Consider the following 14,611-nt stretch of genomic DNA (forward strand, 5'->3'; position numbering starts at 1 on the left):
CGAGGGGCGCGCCGGACCCAGGAGGCGCGCTTCCGCTCCGCGCGGGCGGGGGCGCGGTCCGGGACACGACCTGAGCCGATGCCTTCCGAGCGGGTCCCGTTCCGGAAGGCCACCGCCGATGTCCGAAGCTCCCAGCACGCCCGAAGGCTCCCCCATACCCGCCGGCACACCGGGTGCGACCGGTACACCGGGCACCCATGGCACACCCACCTCCGCCGCCGCCTCCGCCGCAGCCGGTGCCGCTCGTACGTCCGGCAGGACTCCCACGCCCCCCGGCACACCCGGCGTGCCCCCGGTTCTCGCCGAGGTCGTGCGTTCCGGCTTCGTCGAGGGGCACCATCGCGGCAGCCTGGTGGTACTGGCCGCGGACGGGACGGTCGAGCTGGCGCTCGGCGATGTGACGGCGCCGGTCTTCCCCCGCTCGTCGAACAAGCCCATGCAGGCCGCGGGCGTCCTGCGCGCGGGCCTGGACCTGGCCGGGGAACGCCTCGCCCTCGCCGCCGCGAGCCACTCCGGCGAGGTCTTCCACCGTGATCTGGTCCAGAAGATGCTCGTCGAGCACGGACTGACCGCCGGGCAGCTCCAGTGCCCGGCGGACCTGCCGCTGGACCCCGTCGAGACCGAGACCTACCTCGCCTCCGGTGCCGTCCGCGACCGGGTCACCATGAACTGCTCCGGCAAGCACACGGCGATGCTCGCGGTGTGTGCGCGGCGCGGCTGGCCCACCGAGTCGTACCTCGATCCCGGGCACCCCCTCCAGCGGCTGATCCACTCCGTGGTCGAGGAGAACGCGGGGGAGACCGTCGCCGCGGTCGGCACGGACGGCTGCGGGGCGCCCCTGATGGCGATCACCCTCACGGGTCTCGCCCGTGCGTTCCGGTCCTTCGTCCTCGCGGTCCCCGGCTCCGCCGAGCGCCGCGTCGCCGACGCCATGCGTGACCACCCCGAGTACGTCGCCGGCACCCGGCGCCCCGACACCTGGCTGATGCGCGAGATCCCGGGAGCCCTCTCCAAGATGGGCGCCGAAGCGGTCCAGGCGGTCGCGCTGCCCGACGGCCGCGCCCTCGCCTTCAAGATCGACGACGGCGGGGTCCGCGCGCTGGGCCCCGTCCTGGCCCGCGCGCTGGGCCTGCTGGGCGTGGACGCGCCCGTGGTCACGAGGATCGGCAGCGCACCACTGCTGGGCGGTGGCCGCGAGGTGGGCGAGATCCGGGCGGCTTTCTGAGCGGGAGGACGCGGCGGGCCGGGGACGCGCCCTGGCAGGGCGCGGGGCGCTCTGCCAGGCACGGGGACCTTGCCCCGGGCTCGCGGCTCGCACAGGGCTCACCGGCCCGCCCCGGGTGCCTCGCCCGCCTCGGGTGCGGGTGTCGTGGGTTCCGGGTGGTGCCGAGGGTTCCGGGTGGAGCTCCGGGTGGGGAGGGGGCGGGGACGGCCGGGAGGGACCGCGCGGAAATCCGGGCGACACTCCGTCGGCGTCCGCCTAGCGTGGCCCCATGACGCCGCACGACGCCGTCGATGCCCTCGGCACCATCGACGTACGACCGATCACCGCCTCCGACATCCCGAACTGGCTGCGCGCCCTGAAGACGGGGTTCCTGCGGGCGCCGGCCGTCTCGGAGCGGGAGGCCGAGGCGCGGGCGCCGGTGCTCGTCCCGCCGAGGACGCTGGGCGCGTTCGACGGCTCCCGCTGTGTCGCGACGTTCAGGTCGTTCCCGCAGGAGCTCACCGTGGTCGGCGGGGCGGCCGTCCCCGCGGACGCGATCTCCAACGTCACCGTCTCGCCCACGCACCGCCGCCGGGGCCTGCTCACCCGCATGATGAAGGCCGACCTGGCGGCGGCGAGGAAGCGGGGCGATGTCGTCGCGACGCTCATCGCCGCCGAGTACCCGATCTACGGCCGCTACGGCTTCGGTCCCGTCGCCACCACCACCGAGTGGACCGTCGACGTACCGCGTACCGGTCTGGACCCCCGCTGGGCGGGCCCGTCGGACGGGGGCCGCATCGACCTCGTGGACGCCGAGGACGTCCGCGAGGCGGGCCCCGAACTGCACGAACGGTTCCGCCGGGGCCGGCCCGGCGCGGTGAGCCGCGACGCCCGCTGGTGGCAGGTCGACACCGGCCTGCTGCGCCTCGGCGACGACCCCTGGAAGGAACCGTTCTACGCCGCGTACCGCTCGGCGTCCGGCGAGATCGAGGGACTGGTCTCCTACACGTCGGACGACAACTGGGGCGACTCCGGCCAGCCCAGGAACACGGCGGACGTGAACTGGCTGCTCGCGGTGACGCCGGCGGCCGAGCGCGCCCTGTGGCGGTACCTCTGCTCGATCGACTGGATCACCGGGGTCAAGACCGGCCGACGCGCCCCAGACGACCTGCTGCCGCACTTCCTGCCGGACCCGCGTGCCGCCCGTATCACCAGCCAGTCGGACTGGCTCTGGGTGCGGATCCTGGATGTCGTACGGGCTCTGGAGGCGCGGACGTACGGGGCTGCCGGGACGCTCGTGCTGGACGTGACGGACGAGAGCGGGCCGGACGGCGGCCGTTATCGGCTCCAGGCCGCGTCGGACGGTACGGCGACCTGCGCACCGACCACCGAGGATGCCCAACTGTCCCTCTCCATAGCCGACTTGGCGACGCTGTGGCTCGGGGACGAGTCCGCGGTACGGCTGGTGGCGCTGGGCCGGGTCCGGGAACGGCAAGAGGGCGCCGCCTCCGTGGCCGACGCCCTGCTGCGGACGTCCAGGCGACCGTGGTGCCCGGACATCTTCTGAACTGCTGCTACCGGTTGGGGGTTCTCCTTCCACGCGGGTGCCGATGCCGACTGCTGATCCGTAGCGATTCAGTTGTGGTGGTGCGGTTCGGTGCGGTGGTGCGGACTGACCGAGCTCCCGGCTCCCCTCCGGAGGGGAACGCGGTCAGCCGGACTGGCGGACGGCGGCGTCCGGTCAGCCGGACTGGGCGAGCAGCATCACGAGGATCACGGCCCCGATGCCGCTGACGGTGGTGTTCCGGGCCTTGAGCCCGACGGACAGCGCGACGAACGCGATGATGCCCATCGGCCCGTACTCCCACTGGATGAGGTTCTCGAATCCGATGGCCAGGGCGGCGACGGCGAGGGCGACGAGCGGCATGACGGTCCCTCCTTGGGGACGGGGCGGCGGACCCCCGCTGAGGACCGTCCGCCCCGGCCACCTGGCGTACAGGTGGAACTTCGGCGGCCAACCCCCCGGAAGCTTGACCATGTTGTGCGAGTTGGCGACCAACTCATTCTTAGTTATCTCCTTGTTGGGACGACTCATAACCACCTGTCCGGCAACTGCCCCAAGATGGCGGGAAGTTGTAGGGTTCTGGTTGTGGAGCCGGAGCATGCCGCCGTCAACAGGCGGAACAGGTCACCACGGCCGCCGAGGTCACACCGTGAGGTGGCCGACGAACTGTGCAGCCGGATCAGGTCCGGTCGGCTGCGGGCCGGCCAGCGCATGCCGACCCAGGCCGGACTGGCCGACGAGTTCGGCGTCGATCGCGCCGCGGTGCGCCAGGCGCTGCGCGTCCTTCGGCCGGAGCACCTGCTCGTCAACATGTCCAAGGGGAGCCCGGCGACGGTCGCGGAGACTCCCGACAGGGCTCTGACCGGCCCGGAAGCCCAGCCGCAGTCCACCATGGCGGCACTCGCCCCGCGGATCACGGCGGCCTTCGCGGTCCCGCACGTGCAGATCGACGCGCTGTGCCTGACCGCCGTGTCGCTCACCCTCGCCATGGGTGAGCCGTTGCGCGAGATTCACGCGGGGCGCATAGAACCGGCCAAGGTCGACGTCCGGGTGCTGCTTCCCGGCCGGGACATCGACCTCGCGTTCCCCACCCCGGTCGACGGCATGGAGGACGACCGTCCGCGGCGTCGCCGGCTCGCCCAGCGCAACGCCCAGGTGCAGGTGCTGCGGCACGATCTGCTGGCGCTGCGGACCACGCACGGCATCGACGTGCGGGTCTCCTTCCGCGCGCTGCCCTTCACCCCGCCCGTGAAGCTGTACCTGTTCAACGAGGCGGAGGCGCTCTTCGCGTACTGCACGCTCACGCGGCGGGGCGAGGAGATCGACCACGAGTACCTGGAGATGTACGACGCTGAGGGAACGCAGTCGACGCTGTTCCCCTTCGGTCAGGGAGTGGGACCGCGGGACGCCACGTTCGTCGAGCAGTCCCACCTCTGGTTCAACGCGCTCTGGGAGACCATCGGTTCCGAGCTGCTGTTCACGAACTGATGGCGGGCCCCGCGACCAGCAGGGCCAGTACGGCAGCCCCGATGGAGCTGCACGTGGGGTTCTTCGCCTTGATCCCGATGGTGAGCAGCAGCAGACCGACGATGCCCGTCGGTCCGTACCGCCATTGAACGAGTTGCTCGAAGCCGACGACGAAGGCGGCGGAGAGGAGGGTGATGGCGGGCATGGTGGTTCCTCCTGCTTCTTCAGTGACCTGCTCGGGGCGGTAGATGCCGCGGAGGGGCGAGGGGGAGGCAAAACTTCCGCCATCTTGGCCGAGTTGGTAACCAACTCTGACTATGTTGTCCCCACTTGGTAGGCGCCCATAAACAACTTTCCGGCAACTCCCCATAGATGGGAGAGAGTTGTACCGTTTGGTCGTGACTCAGGAGAACGTTGTGGTGAGTGACAGCAGCAGAAGGCTTTCGCCCCAGGAGATCGCCGACGTCCTGCGGGAGCGCATCCGCGCCGGCGAGCTGAAGGCCGGCGACCGTCTGCCCACCCAGGCGGAACTGGCCGACGAGTTCGGCGTCGAGCGCGGTGCGGTCCGGATGGCCCTGCGCGAGCTCCAGGAGGACGGCCTGCTCAGCAACGTGAGCAAGGGCAGTCCGCCACGGATCGCCGAGGTCGCTGCCGCCGGGAACGGACCGCAGCCGACGATGGTGGGCCTCGCCCCCCGTCTCGCCGAGGCGTTCTCCGCTTCCCGTGTGCGGATCGACGCGGCGTGCCTCACCGCGGAGACGCTGATGGTGGCGCTCGGTGAGCCGGTCCGCCAGATCCACGACGGCACGATCCGCCCGGAGCGCATCGACGTACGGATCCTGCTGCCCAGCCGGGAGATCAACCTGGCGTTCCCCATCTCCGTCGACGGCTCCAGCGACGACGACCCGGTCCACAGGCGCTGGCTGGAGCAGCGCAACGCCCAGGGCCAGGTCCTGCGCCACAACCTCCAGGCGCTGCGTTCCTCCCACGGCATCGACGTCCATGTGACCTTCCGGGCCCTGCCGTTCACCCCGCCGGTGAAGCTGTACCTGCTCAACGGATCGGAGGCGCTGATGGCGTACTACATGATCGCCAGGCGCGAGGAGACCGTGGAGAGCGGAGTCCTGGACATGTACGACACCCTCGGCTCCGCGTCCCTGCTCTTCTCCTTCGAGAAGCGGGCGGGCGCGCGGGACGCCGCGTTCGTGGAGGAATCGCAGAAGTGGTTCAACGCTCTGTGGGAAACCATCACTACGGATCTGAAGCTCAGCTGACGGACGTCGCGCACGCCCCCGCAGGCCACGACGGCGCCCGGAGACCGCTTGTGAACCAGGAGAACGTGCCCGTGAACGGCAGCCGGAAGGCCACACCCCAGGAGATCGCCGACACCCTTCGGCAGCGTATGCGCGAGGGTGTCCTGAAGGCCGGCGACCGGCTCTCGACCCAGGCCGAACTCGCGGACGAGTTCCAGGTCGAGAGGGGCGCCGTGCGGCAGGCCCTGCAGATCCTCAAAGGCGCCGGACTGCTCGACAACGTCTCCAAGGGGAGCCCGCCGCGCGTGGCCGAAGCGCCTCCGGACGAGCCTCAGCGGCCCAGGGCGACCGTCCTGAGCCTGAACGACCACCTGGTGCAGGCGTTCTCGTCCCCCGAGGTGACGATCGACGCGGTCTGTTTCACGGCGGAGACGCTCATGCTGGGGCTGAACCACATGCGGGGCGTCATCGAGGAGGGCACGGTGCGCCCCGAGTCGATCACCATGCGCTGTCTGTTGCCGGGGCCGCGGACCGAACTGGCCTTTCCCGTCCCGGTGCCCCGGCCGGAGCGCACGGCCGCGGTCCAGCGAGAACTGACGACGGCCGTCCAGCGGAAGCTGAAGAGCCAGATCCAGTTCCAGAAGACGGTCATGGAGCGGACGTTCTACACCTGGCGCGAGGTCGGGGGTATCGACGCGACCGTCTCCTTCGGCTGGCTCCCGACGACCCCGATGCAGAAGTGGTACGTGCTGAACGGCAAGCAGGTCCTGCTCGGCGACTACGTGACGGCCAAGTACCCGCCCAGCGACGACCCCGACGGGTACGAGATCGAGGTGTACGACGTACGCGGGTTCAACACGCCCCTGTTCGCGTTCCGGCCCGAGGACGGTCCGCGGGACGCCGCGCTCGTCGAGGAGAAGCAGAAAACGTTCAACGCCTTCTGGGCAACATTCGCCGACTGGCCGACACTCGCTTAGTGACTGCTGAGACTGGACAGACCGATTTGGTGACGAGTGAGATCGAGAATGTTCGGGAGCTGGTCGCACAGACACGGTATGTCCTCTTCGATTTCGACGGCCCGATCTGCCAGCTGTTCGCCGGCCACTCGGCGGAGGTCGTCGCCCGGGCCCAGGTGGAGTGGCTGAAGGAACGGGGCCTGTACGGGGTGCTCACCGAGGACGAGCGCAGCCGTCCTGACCCGCACGGTGTACTGAGCACGGTGGCCCGACGGCACCCCGGCAGCGATCTGGTGGCGGAACTCGAAGAACGCCTCACGCAGCAGGAGTTGAGAGCCGTCCGCAACGCGATGCCGACGGCCTACGCCGATCCGCTGATCCGTACCTGGGTGGCGATCGGGGCGAGGCTGGCCATAGCGACCAACAACTCGGCGCGGACGGTGACGTCGTACCTGAGCGGAAGGGGTCTCATGCCCTGCTTCGCTCCGTACATATACGGCCGTACGCAGGACTTGAGTCTGCTCAAGCCGCATCCGGCGACCCTGAAGCGTGCCTTGAGCGCGATGGGCGCGTCGCCGGAGGCTTCGCTGATGATCGGCGACACCCCCTCTGACCACGCGGCGGCGGTCAGGGCCGGGGTGCGCTTCCTCGGCTATGCCCGCAATCCCGCCAAGGCGAGGGCGCTGCGGGAGGCCGGGGTGCCGCCGCGGAACATCACGGGATCGCTGGAGCCGTTGCTGCGTGCCGTGCGCGACCATTCCTGAGCCGCCCGGTCCTACGACTGGACGGTCAGCGTGATCAACACCAGCGCCCCCGCTTGGGCCGGCGTCGTGTTGACCGCCCTCAGGCCGATTGTCAGGAGAGGGAAGCCCGAAAGACCGAGTGAACCAACCCGGTCAGAGGCGTCGCCCCATCGGGTTCAGGCGGGGAGGTGTCCACATGGTGACACAGTGTGAGGGAGATCACGCCACCCGCTACCCTGTGCGCTCATGGCACCTCACCTGCCCCCAGGAGCACACCGGGCCCTGGTGCGCGCCCTGGCGGAGGTGCAGCGACGCCGTCCCGGTGGTGCCACCGTCATCGGACATCACAACCGCAACTGCATCGCACCCCTGGGCCGGTCCCTGGCTTATGTGCTGGGCGCGGATTCCGGACAGACGCTGGCCAAGTTCCGTATGCCGTTCGAGACGGTGGAGGTCGTGCCGCGCCACTGGCGGCGCGAAGCGGATGTGCTGCGGGTGGTGAGCGAGCGGCTGGGCGAGGTCCCGCGCTGCCTGGCGGACTTCGGCACGTGGTCCGTGCACCAGTATCTCGCGGGCAGCTCACTGGCCGATGAGATTCCCAAGGGCCCGGTCGGGCCCGACCTGCTCAAGGAGCTGGCGGCCTTCTTCGCCCGGCTGGCCCATGTGCCGGTCGACGCCCTCCCCGCCCCGCCGGGCGACTGGCCGGCGGACGGCGACAGCACGGGCTTCCTGCGCCGGCTGGCCCGGTTCACCGAGCAGCGGGTGCACCTGCCGAACAGGCCACGCTTCGGACGGCTCTTCGAGGCGGTCGGAGTGCCGCGGAACGCCGTGGACCGGTTCCTCTCGTCGGTGCCGGACCTCACCCGACGCCCGTTCGCCCTGCTCCACACGGACGTCCACCGGGCCAACGTGGTACTGACACCGGCGGAGCACGGGGATCGACGGGTCGCCGTCATCGACTGGGAACTCTCGCTGTACGGGGATCCGCTGCACGACCTGGCCACCCACCTCGTACGGATGGACTACGACGAGTCGGAGCGGGACCTCATGACCGGCCTGTGGGCCGGCGCGATGCGGGCGGCGGGCCATGCGGACATGACGGCCGGACTGGACCGCGACCTGCGCCTTTACCTGGACTTCGAGTATGCCCAGTCGGTGTTCCCCGACATCATGCGCGCGGCTCTCGCCCTGCCGGCCCGGCCGCGGGACGCCCACTTCGACACGGCCGCCGAGGGGGTGTGCCGCGCGCTGCGGCGCGCCTGGCGACCGCTCGCCCTCGGAGGCGAACCCCTGGACGAGCGTGCGGCGGCACACGCGCTGCGACAGTGGCACACCGCCGACCGGGCCAGGAGCAGGCCGAAGGGCGAAATCACGTTCCGCGGACCGTCGGACGAAGAACCGAACCCCGACGCCTGCGCGCCCCCGGGACGGCTGCGACTGCCGGGACGGCTGCAACGGCTGCGACTGCTGGACCGGCCGGAAGGTCTGGACCGGCCGGAACTGCTGGAAGGTCTGGAAGGTCTGGAACGACATGGCTGTTGATCGGGGACTCGCCGGCCGACGTGCGGGCGGCGGCGGGAGCCGGAGTGCGCTTCACCGGTTACGCCCGCAACGCCCGCAAGGAGTCGGGATTGCGCGACGCGGGCGCCACGGTCGTGCTCGGCTCGTACGCTCTTCCCCTCGATGAGGCGTGAGAACGCGGCACCTGGCACGGCTGGACGCGCCCGCCGGCGCGCAGCGGAAGTCGCCGGGGCACAGCCCGTGCACGGGCCGCTGCACGGCTACCACCACGAGACCTACGTCTTCCCGCTTCCAGCGCAGGCCGCCCTGAGGCTGTGTGTGGGTCAGGGCGGGACAGCGCTGGGCGCGGTGGGAAGGGCGGCGCTCGCGGGATTCCGGGCTGGAGGCGGGGACCCGGGCGGTGCGTAGGCTCGTGGCCATGAGTGGCACCGGACTGCGTGAACGCAAGAAGCAACGGATGTACCAGGCCGTCTCCGACACCGCCATCGGCCTCTTCCTGGAGAAGGGGTTCGACGCCGTGTCCGTCGCCGAGGTCGCGGCCGCCGCCGAGATCTCCAAGCCGACGCTCTTCCGGTACTTCCCCGCCAAGGAGGACCTCGTCCTGCACCGGTTCGCGGACCACGAGACGGAGGCCGCGCGGGTCGTCGAGGAGGGCCGGGCGGCCGGGCGGTCCGCGATCGACGCGCTCCGCGAGCACTTCCTGGACGCCCTGCGCCGCGAGGACCCCGTCACCGGGCTCAACGAACATCCCGCCGTCCTCGACTTCCACCGGCTGCTCTACGGGACGCCGTCGCTGGTGGCGCGGATGTACGGGTACCTGGAGCGGTCCGAGGCCGCGCTCGCCGAAGCCCTGGCCCATCCGCTGGGCGCCGGGCTCGACGCGCGGCTCGCCGCCGGGCAGATCACGGCCGTACGCCGCATCCTCGCGGAGGAGAACCTGCGGCGGATCGCGGAGGGGGAGCGGGTGACGGACGTACGAGCGGATGCCCTGGCAGCGGCCGAGCGGGCCTTCGCGCAGCTGGCGGCGGGTTTTCCCGGGCTCACCTGAACGAGAGCGCGACCAGGTCGAGAAAGAGTGTGACCAGGTAAAAAATGTTACTCGGTTACGTTATTCCGGTACTCTGGATGGAATGACGCCACCCGACCCCGCCCGACGGCATGCCCCGGACCTGCCGCTCGCCCGCTCGCTCTCCCGCGAACGCGCCTTTCACGACATCTGCCGCGCCGCCCTCGCCGCGATGGTCGACGGCGCCGAGGAACAGGTCGTCACCGGCGAGGACGTCTCCGCCTCCGGTGCCGACGCCGAAGTGCTCGGCTACCAGTTGCGCAGTCAGGCGAAGGAGATGCGGGAGCTGCCCCAAGGCCCCTTGTTCTTCGGCCGGTTGGACTTCCAGGGCTCGGTCGTGGCGGCCGGCGACCATGCCGGGCAGAGCTATCACATCGGGCGGCTGCGGATCCGGGAGCACCCGGCCGCCCCGCCCCTCGTCGTCGACTGGCGCGCCCCCGTCTCGCGTGCCTTCTACCAGGCGAGCTCCCGCGCCCCCCAGGGCGTCGCCGTCCGCCGCCGCTTCGGCTGGGCGCCCGGCAGCCGCGGCGACTCCGCCGACCTCACGGGACTGGAGGACGAACCCATCGGGGCGGAGCGGACCACACCGGAGCCGATCGGGGCCATTGACGCCGGAGGCGCGGGCGTCGAGGGCGAGGGATACGGGCGCGAGCGCGCAGGCGGCGGGACTGTCGGGAGCGGGAGCGTCGGGAACGGGACTGTCGGAAGCGCGGCCGGTTACGGCGGTTCGATCCTCGCCGGGGAGATCGAGCGCCCCCGTGTCGGCCCGATGCGGGACATCGCCGCCACCATCCAGCCCGAACAGGACGATCTCGTACGAGGTGAGCTCGCGGCCTCGGTCTGTGTGCAGGGCGCCCCGGGAACCGGCAAGACGGCCGTCGGCCTGCACCGGGCCGCCTACCTCCTCTACACGCATCCGCAGCGCATCCGCCGCGGCGGTCTGCTGATCCTCGGCCCCAACCGCACGTTCCTGTCGTACATCGCGGAGGTCCTGCCCGCCCTCGGGGAGACCGGCGTGCGCCAGTCCACGATCGGCGAGGAGATCGCCGGCCACCCGGTGACCGGGGAGGACGGCGAACGTGCCGCCGTCGTCAAGCACGACGCCCGGATGGCCGAGGTGCTGCGCCGGGCGCTGTACGGGAACATCGGCCTGCCGGAAGACGCCCTCGCCGTGCCGGACGGCACGTACCGCTGGCGCGTCCCCGTCGCCGTACTGCGCCGCATCGTGGACGACGTACGCGCAGAGGAGCCGCCGTACGCCGTCGGGCGGGAGCGGGTGCGGACACGGGTCGTGCGGTACGTGCGGGAACGGGCCGAGTGGCGGGCCGGGCCGCAGACGAACGCCTGGGCGCAGCGGATCTCGCGGGCCCGGCCGGTCGGCGAGTACGTCGACGCGGTGTGGCCGAGGGTGCGGCCCGAGGAACTGCTCACTCAACTCCTCACCGACGCGAAGGCGTTGGAGCGGGTGGCCGACGGCGTCCTCGACGCCGACGAGCAGAAGGCGGTCCTGTGGGCGAAGCCGCCGCGTTCCTGGAAGTCGGCGCGCTGGTCGGCCGCCGATCTCGTTCTGCTCGACGAGATCGCCGGACTCATCGAACACCCGGAGGGTTACGGCCACTTGGTGATCGACGAGGCACAGGATCTGTCGCCGATGGAGTGCCGGGCCATCGCGCGGCGGGCCTCCTTCGGATCGCTGACCGTGCTCGGGGACCTCGCACAGGGCACGACACCTTGGGCGGCACGCGAATGGGACGAACTCCTCGTCCATCTCGGCAAACCGGAGGCCCCCGTCGTACCCCTGACGATCGGATTCCGGGTGCCCGAGGTCATCGTCGAACTCGCCAACCAGGTGCTGGACCGCCTCGGCGTGGGCGTTCCACCCGCTCGATCCCTGCGCAGGGAAGGCGAGTTGAGGATCCGGCCGACCTCGGACCCGATGGCCGAGACCGTCGCGGCCGTACGGCGGGCACTCACGTACGAGGGGTCCATCGGAGTCATCACCGCCGACTCGGACGTCGAAGGGGTACGGGAGGCGCTCGCCGCCGCGGGGATCAGCGTCGCCGGAGTCGATGAACTGGGCGCCCGGATCGCGGTGTTGCCCGCGAGCCTCGCCAAGGGGCTGGAGTACGACCATGTCGTGGCCGTGGAACCGGCCGCGATGGCGGACGCCGAGGCGCGCGGCCTGCACCGGCTCTACGTGGTCCTGACCCGGGCGGTGTCGCGCCTGGACGTGGTCCACGCCCGCCCGCTGCCCTGGTGACCCCCGCCCTCTTCCCCGGTCTGTGACCCGGCGGGCCGGCCGCATGTCACACATGCCCCGGTCCACTCGTCCATGAGATGAGAGGCGGTCGTGGCCTCGGGAGCCCCGGGTGGCATCAGCCGGGACAAGGCGGAATCGGGAAGGTGATGGTCATGAGGGTGTTCGTGGCAGGCGGGACCGGGGTCCTGGGGCAGCGGCTGGTGCCGCAGCTCGTGGCCCGAGGTCACCAGGTGACGGCGACGACGACGAGCGCGGCCAAACTGGGACTGCTGCGGCGGCTCGGCGCCGACGGCGTCGTGATGGACGGACTGGACAGGGCGTCGGTCGGCGAGGCGGTGGCGGGCGCCAGGCCGGACACGATCGTCCACCAGATGACCGCGATCTCCATGGCCCACGCGGGCAAGCCCGACATCAAGCACCCGGACCGCTGGTTCGCCACCACCAACCGGCTGCGCACCGAGGGCACGGACCATCTGCTGGCCGCGGCCGGGGCGGCCGGCGTCCCCCACTTCGTCGCGCAGGGCTACGCCAGTTGGAACGGCATCCGCGAGGGCGGCTGGGTGAAGACGGAGAAGGACCCGCTGGACCTGATGGAGGGGACGGCGGCGCACGGGGGGATGCTGGCGATGCGCCATGTCGAGGAGGTGGCCCTCAAGGCGGGCGGCGCGGTCCTGCGCTACGGCGCGTTCTACGGTCCCGGGGCCACCGACGACCAGGTCGAGCTGGTGCGCAAGCGGCAGTTCCCGCTGGTCGGGCGAGGCACTGGCCACAGCTCGTGGATCCATCTCGACGACGCGGCGAGCGCCACCGTGCTGGCCGTCGAGCAGAAGGCGACGGGCGTGTTCAACATCGTCGACGACGACCCGGCCCCGGCTTCCGAGTGGCTGCCCCACCTGGCCGCGTGCGCGGGGGCGAAACGGCCGGTGCGGATTCCCGTGTGGCTGGCGCGACTGCTGGCCGGGGACCAGGCGGTGGTGATGATGACCGAGGGGCGCGCTTTCTCCAACGCCAAGGCCAAGCGGGACCTCGGCTGGCTGCCGCGCCATCCGTCGTGGCGCCAGGGCTTCGCGGAGGCGCTGGCCTGACCGGGGCTGTTCCCCGCTCAGGGGCACGGGATCTGCTCGCCGCCTTCGGCCTGACCGGCTCGGCCGGTCGGCCGGTGGGCGGCTGCTCGGGCGGCAACCGCAAGCCATCGAGCTGCTCAGCGAGCGGGAGTCGGCCAAGCATCCGTACTCCCTGTCACGAACAGCCGCTCGCACAAGGCGCGTTGGCCTCGAGCAGGCGTCCCGGCCCGCGAGGCGGGCAAGGTCAGGACCGCGCGGTCCGGAACGCGAGATACCGGCTGAAGGCTTCGTGGCTGTCGGGGGTGAAGGGCCACTCCAGCAGGGCCGACCGCAGCTCCGGCTCGGTCAGCCGGCCATGCCAGGCGACCTCATCGGGATCGGCGGTCACGGTGTCCGGCACCACGGCTTCGTGCACGCCGAGCCAGTGAGGGCTCAGACCGCTGCGGTTGAGGAACGTGAACAGCAAGCGCGGCAGCACACGAATGCCCAGCTCTTCGGCCAGCTCCCGCGCGGCGGCCTGTTCATAGGACTCACCGACATCCACGGCGCCACCGACCACGACCTCGTAGAGCCCGGGGAAGCGCGACAGCTGCTCCGACCGCCGGTGAACGAGGATCCGCCCACGCTCATCACGGCACACCGTCACGGCGACCCGGTGCAGCCAACCCTCCCGGATGGCCTGCCGGCGGCTGATCGTCACCCCCAGCACGCGATCTTGATCGTCGACACGCTCCACCAGTTCGTCCACGACGCACACCCTGGCAGAGCCCACCGACAACGCCGCTTCCCGGCGACCCGCGGAACCGGACCAAGAGCACCCGCGCGAGGAGGCCGGACCCGGATGACGACAGTTGTCGTGCAAATACGACACCTGTCGTGCTCAGGCTCGGTGCCGTACGAGAAGTGGCGTGACACACTTTTGCAAGCGGGTGCTTGCAATAGTTAGCGAGAGTGCGGCAAGGTGGAGCCATGGCATCGCTCAACGTCGGCAATCTTGGTGAGTATCTGCGGGAACAGCGGCGCACCGCGCAGCTGTCGCTGCGGCAGCTCGCCGACGCCGCCGGGGTGTCCAATCCGTATCTGAGCCAGATCGAGCGCGGGCTGCGCAAGCCGAGCGCGGAGGTGCTCCAGCAGGTCGCCAAGGCGCTGCGGATCTCCGCCGAGACGCTGTATGTGCGGGCCGGGATCCTCGACGCCGAGCGGGACCGGGACGAGGTGGAGACGCGTGCGGTCCTCCTCGCCGATCCCACGCTGAACGAGCGGCAGAAGCAGGTGCTGCTCCAGATCTACGAGTCCTTCCGCAAGGAGAACGGATTCGAGATCGCGCCGGCGGACGAGACCGCTCACGGCATCGAGGTGCCCGGCACCGGCGAAGGCCGTGGCGCCGACGCACCCGAGGCTCAGGACATACCGGACGCCCAGCCTTCACAGGACACCGCCGTCCGCGGCCCCCGCACGGCCGACGGCAGCGATGCCGATCCGCAGCAGAGCGCGAGTTGACCGCATGCGGATC

General features: G+C 71.0%; 15 protein-coding genes. 12 read left to right on the forward strand and 3 right to left on the reverse strand.

The annotated features are described in order from the left end of the window. Positions 1-118 precede the first annotated feature (118 nt). Entirely contained in the window at positions 119-1,225 is a 1,107-nt protein-coding gene (locus ACZ6KY_RS23555) for an asparaginase (RefSeq protein WP_469312248.1), read from the forward strand. A gap of 268 nt (positions 1,226-1,493) precedes the next feature. Beyond that, positions 1,494-2,771 (forward strand): GNAT family N-acetyltransferase, encoded by a 1,278-nt coding sequence (locus ACZ6KY_RS23560; RefSeq protein ID WP_469312249.1) that lies wholly within the window; start codon positions 1,494-1,496, stop codon positions 2,769-2,771. Between the two features lie 174 nt (positions 2,772-2,945). Here ACZ6KY_RS23560 and ACZ6KY_RS23565 read toward each other — a convergent pair whose 3' ends face one another. After that, a complete protein-coding gene (locus tag ACZ6KY_RS23565) occupies positions 2,946-3,131 on the reverse strand; it encodes a hypothetical protein (protein WP_355841127.1) in 186 nt (61 codons plus the stop codon). 216 nt (positions 3,132-3,347) lie between these two features. Here ACZ6KY_RS23565 and ACZ6KY_RS23570 point away from each other — a divergent pair, with 216 nt between their 5' ends. After that, positions 3,348-4,256 carry a winged helix-turn-helix domain-containing protein gene (locus tag ACZ6KY_RS23570; protein ID WP_469312349.1) on the forward strand — a complete coding sequence of 303 codons (909 nt, stop codon included), beginning with the start codon at positions 3,348-3,350 and terminating at the stop codon, positions 4,254-4,256. On the opposite strand, the gene ACZ6KY_RS23575 is transcribed toward ACZ6KY_RS23570, so the two are convergent. Beyond that, positions 4,246-4,440: a hypothetical protein gene (locus ACZ6KY_RS23575; protein ID WP_469312250.1), complete on the reverse strand. Its 195-nt coding sequence runs from the start codon at positions 4,438-4,440 to the stop codon at positions 4,246-4,248. The genes ACZ6KY_RS23570 and ACZ6KY_RS23575 overlap by 11 nt on opposite strands. A 187-nt stretch (positions 4,441-4,627) precedes the next feature. On the opposite strand from ACZ6KY_RS23575, the gene ACZ6KY_RS23580 reads away from it, so the two are divergent. From ACZ6KY_RS23580 to ACZ6KY_RS23615, 8 genes are all read left to right on the forward strand, one after another. Beyond that, the gene (locus ACZ6KY_RS23580; protein WP_469312251.1) at positions 4,628-5,509 is read left to right on the forward strand and encodes a winged helix-turn-helix domain-containing protein; all 882 of its coding nucleotides are present in this window, start codon (positions 4,628-4,630) and stop codon (positions 5,507-5,509) included. Between the two features lie 71 nt (positions 5,510-5,580). Further along, positions 5,581-6,465, forward strand: coding sequence for a FadR/GntR family transcriptional regulator (locus ACZ6KY_RS23585; protein WP_469312252.1), 885 nt, complete (start codon positions 5,581-5,583; stop codon positions 6,463-6,465). After that, the gene (locus tag ACZ6KY_RS23590) at positions 6,465-7,208 is read left to right on the forward strand and encodes an HAD family hydrolase (protein WP_469312253.1); all 744 of its coding nucleotides are present in this window, start codon (positions 6,465-6,467) and stop codon (positions 7,206-7,208) included. The genes ACZ6KY_RS23585 and ACZ6KY_RS23590 overlap by 1 nt, the downstream gene beginning before the upstream one ends. 225 nt (positions 7,209-7,433) lie before the next feature. After that, positions 7,434-8,729: a phosphotransferase family protein gene (locus tag ACZ6KY_RS23595; RefSeq protein WP_469312254.1), complete on the forward strand. Its 1,296-nt coding sequence runs from the start codon at positions 7,434-7,436 to the stop codon at positions 8,727-8,729. Next, positions 8,726-8,881, forward strand: a complete 156-nt coding sequence (locus ACZ6KY_RS23600; RefSeq protein ID WP_469312255.1) for a hypothetical protein — start codon at positions 8,726-8,728, stop codon at positions 8,879-8,881. The genes ACZ6KY_RS23595 and ACZ6KY_RS23600 overlap by 4 nt, the downstream gene beginning before the upstream one ends. Positions 8,882-9,126: 245 nt before the next feature. Continuing rightward, entirely contained in the window at positions 9,127-9,756 is a 630-nt protein-coding gene (locus ACZ6KY_RS23605) for a TetR/AcrR family transcriptional regulator (RefSeq protein ID WP_469312256.1), read from the forward strand. Positions 9,757-9,838: 82 nt separating this feature from the next. Continuing rightward, positions 9,839-12,034, forward strand: a complete 2,196-nt coding sequence (locus ACZ6KY_RS23610; RefSeq protein ID WP_469312257.1) for a HelD family protein — start codon at positions 9,839-9,841, stop codon at positions 12,032-12,034. 146 nt (positions 12,035-12,180) lie between these two features. Next, positions 12,181-13,119, forward strand: a complete 939-nt coding sequence (locus tag ACZ6KY_RS23615; RefSeq protein WP_469312258.1) for an NAD-dependent epimerase/dehydratase family protein — start codon at positions 12,181-12,183, stop codon at positions 13,117-13,119. A 223-nt stretch (positions 13,120-13,342) separates the two neighbouring features. On the opposite strand, the gene ACZ6KY_RS23620 is transcribed toward ACZ6KY_RS23615, so the two are convergent. Then, positions 13,343-13,846: an NUDIX domain-containing protein gene (locus ACZ6KY_RS23620; protein ID WP_469312259.1), complete on the reverse strand. Its 504-nt coding sequence runs from the start codon at positions 13,844-13,846 to the stop codon at positions 13,343-13,345. A 221-nt stretch (positions 13,847-14,067) separates the two neighbouring features. Between ACZ6KY_RS23620 and ACZ6KY_RS23625 the strand changes: the two genes are divergently transcribed. Then, positions 14,068-14,598 carry a helix-turn-helix domain-containing protein gene (locus tag ACZ6KY_RS23625; RefSeq protein ID WP_469312260.1) on the forward strand — a complete coding sequence of 177 codons (531 nt, stop codon included), beginning with the start codon at positions 14,068-14,070 and terminating at the stop codon, positions 14,596-14,598. The last annotated feature ends 13 nt before the right edge of the window (positions 14,599-14,611 follow it).

It is taken from the genome of Streptomyces sp. NPDC042002, assembly GCF_055588305.1.

Excerpts from the sequence above, each read along its gene's own strand:
- ACZ6KY_RS23615 (WP_469312258.1), top strand. The coding sequence starts at position 12,181 with ATGGTCATGAGGGTGTTCGTGGCAGGCGGGACCGGGGTCCTGGGGCAG.
- ACZ6KY_RS23595 (WP_469312254.1), top strand. The coding sequence starts at position 7,434 with ATGGCACCTCACCTGCCCCCAGGAGCACACCGGGCCCTGGTGCGCGCC.
- ACZ6KY_RS23575 (WP_469312250.1), bottom strand. The coding sequence starts at position 4,440 with ATGCCCGCCATCACCCTCCTCTCCGCCGCCTTCGTCGTCGGCTTCGAG.
- ACZ6KY_RS23560 (WP_469312249.1), top strand. The coding sequence starts at position 1,494 with ATGACGCCGCACGACGCCGTCGATGCCCTCGGCACCATCGACGTACGA.
- ACZ6KY_RS23565 (WP_355841127.1), bottom strand. The coding sequence starts at position 3,131 with ATGCCGCTCGTCGCCCTCGCCGTCGCCGCCCTGGCCATCGGATTCGAG.
- ACZ6KY_RS23610 (WP_469312257.1), top strand. The coding sequence starts at position 9,839 with ATGACGCCACCCGACCCCGCCCGACGGCATGCCCCGGACCTGCCGCTC.
- ACZ6KY_RS23625 (WP_469312260.1), top strand. The coding sequence starts at position 14,068 with ATGGCATCGCTCAACGTCGGCAATCTTGGTGAGTATCTGCGGGAACAG.
- ACZ6KY_RS23555 (WP_469312248.1), top strand. The coding sequence starts at position 119 with ATGTCCGAAGCTCCCAGCACGCCCGAAGGCTCCCCCATACCCGCCGGC.
- ACZ6KY_RS23605 (WP_469312256.1), top strand. The coding sequence starts at position 9,127 with ATGAGTGGCACCGGACTGCGTGAACGCAAGAAGCAACGGATGTACCAG.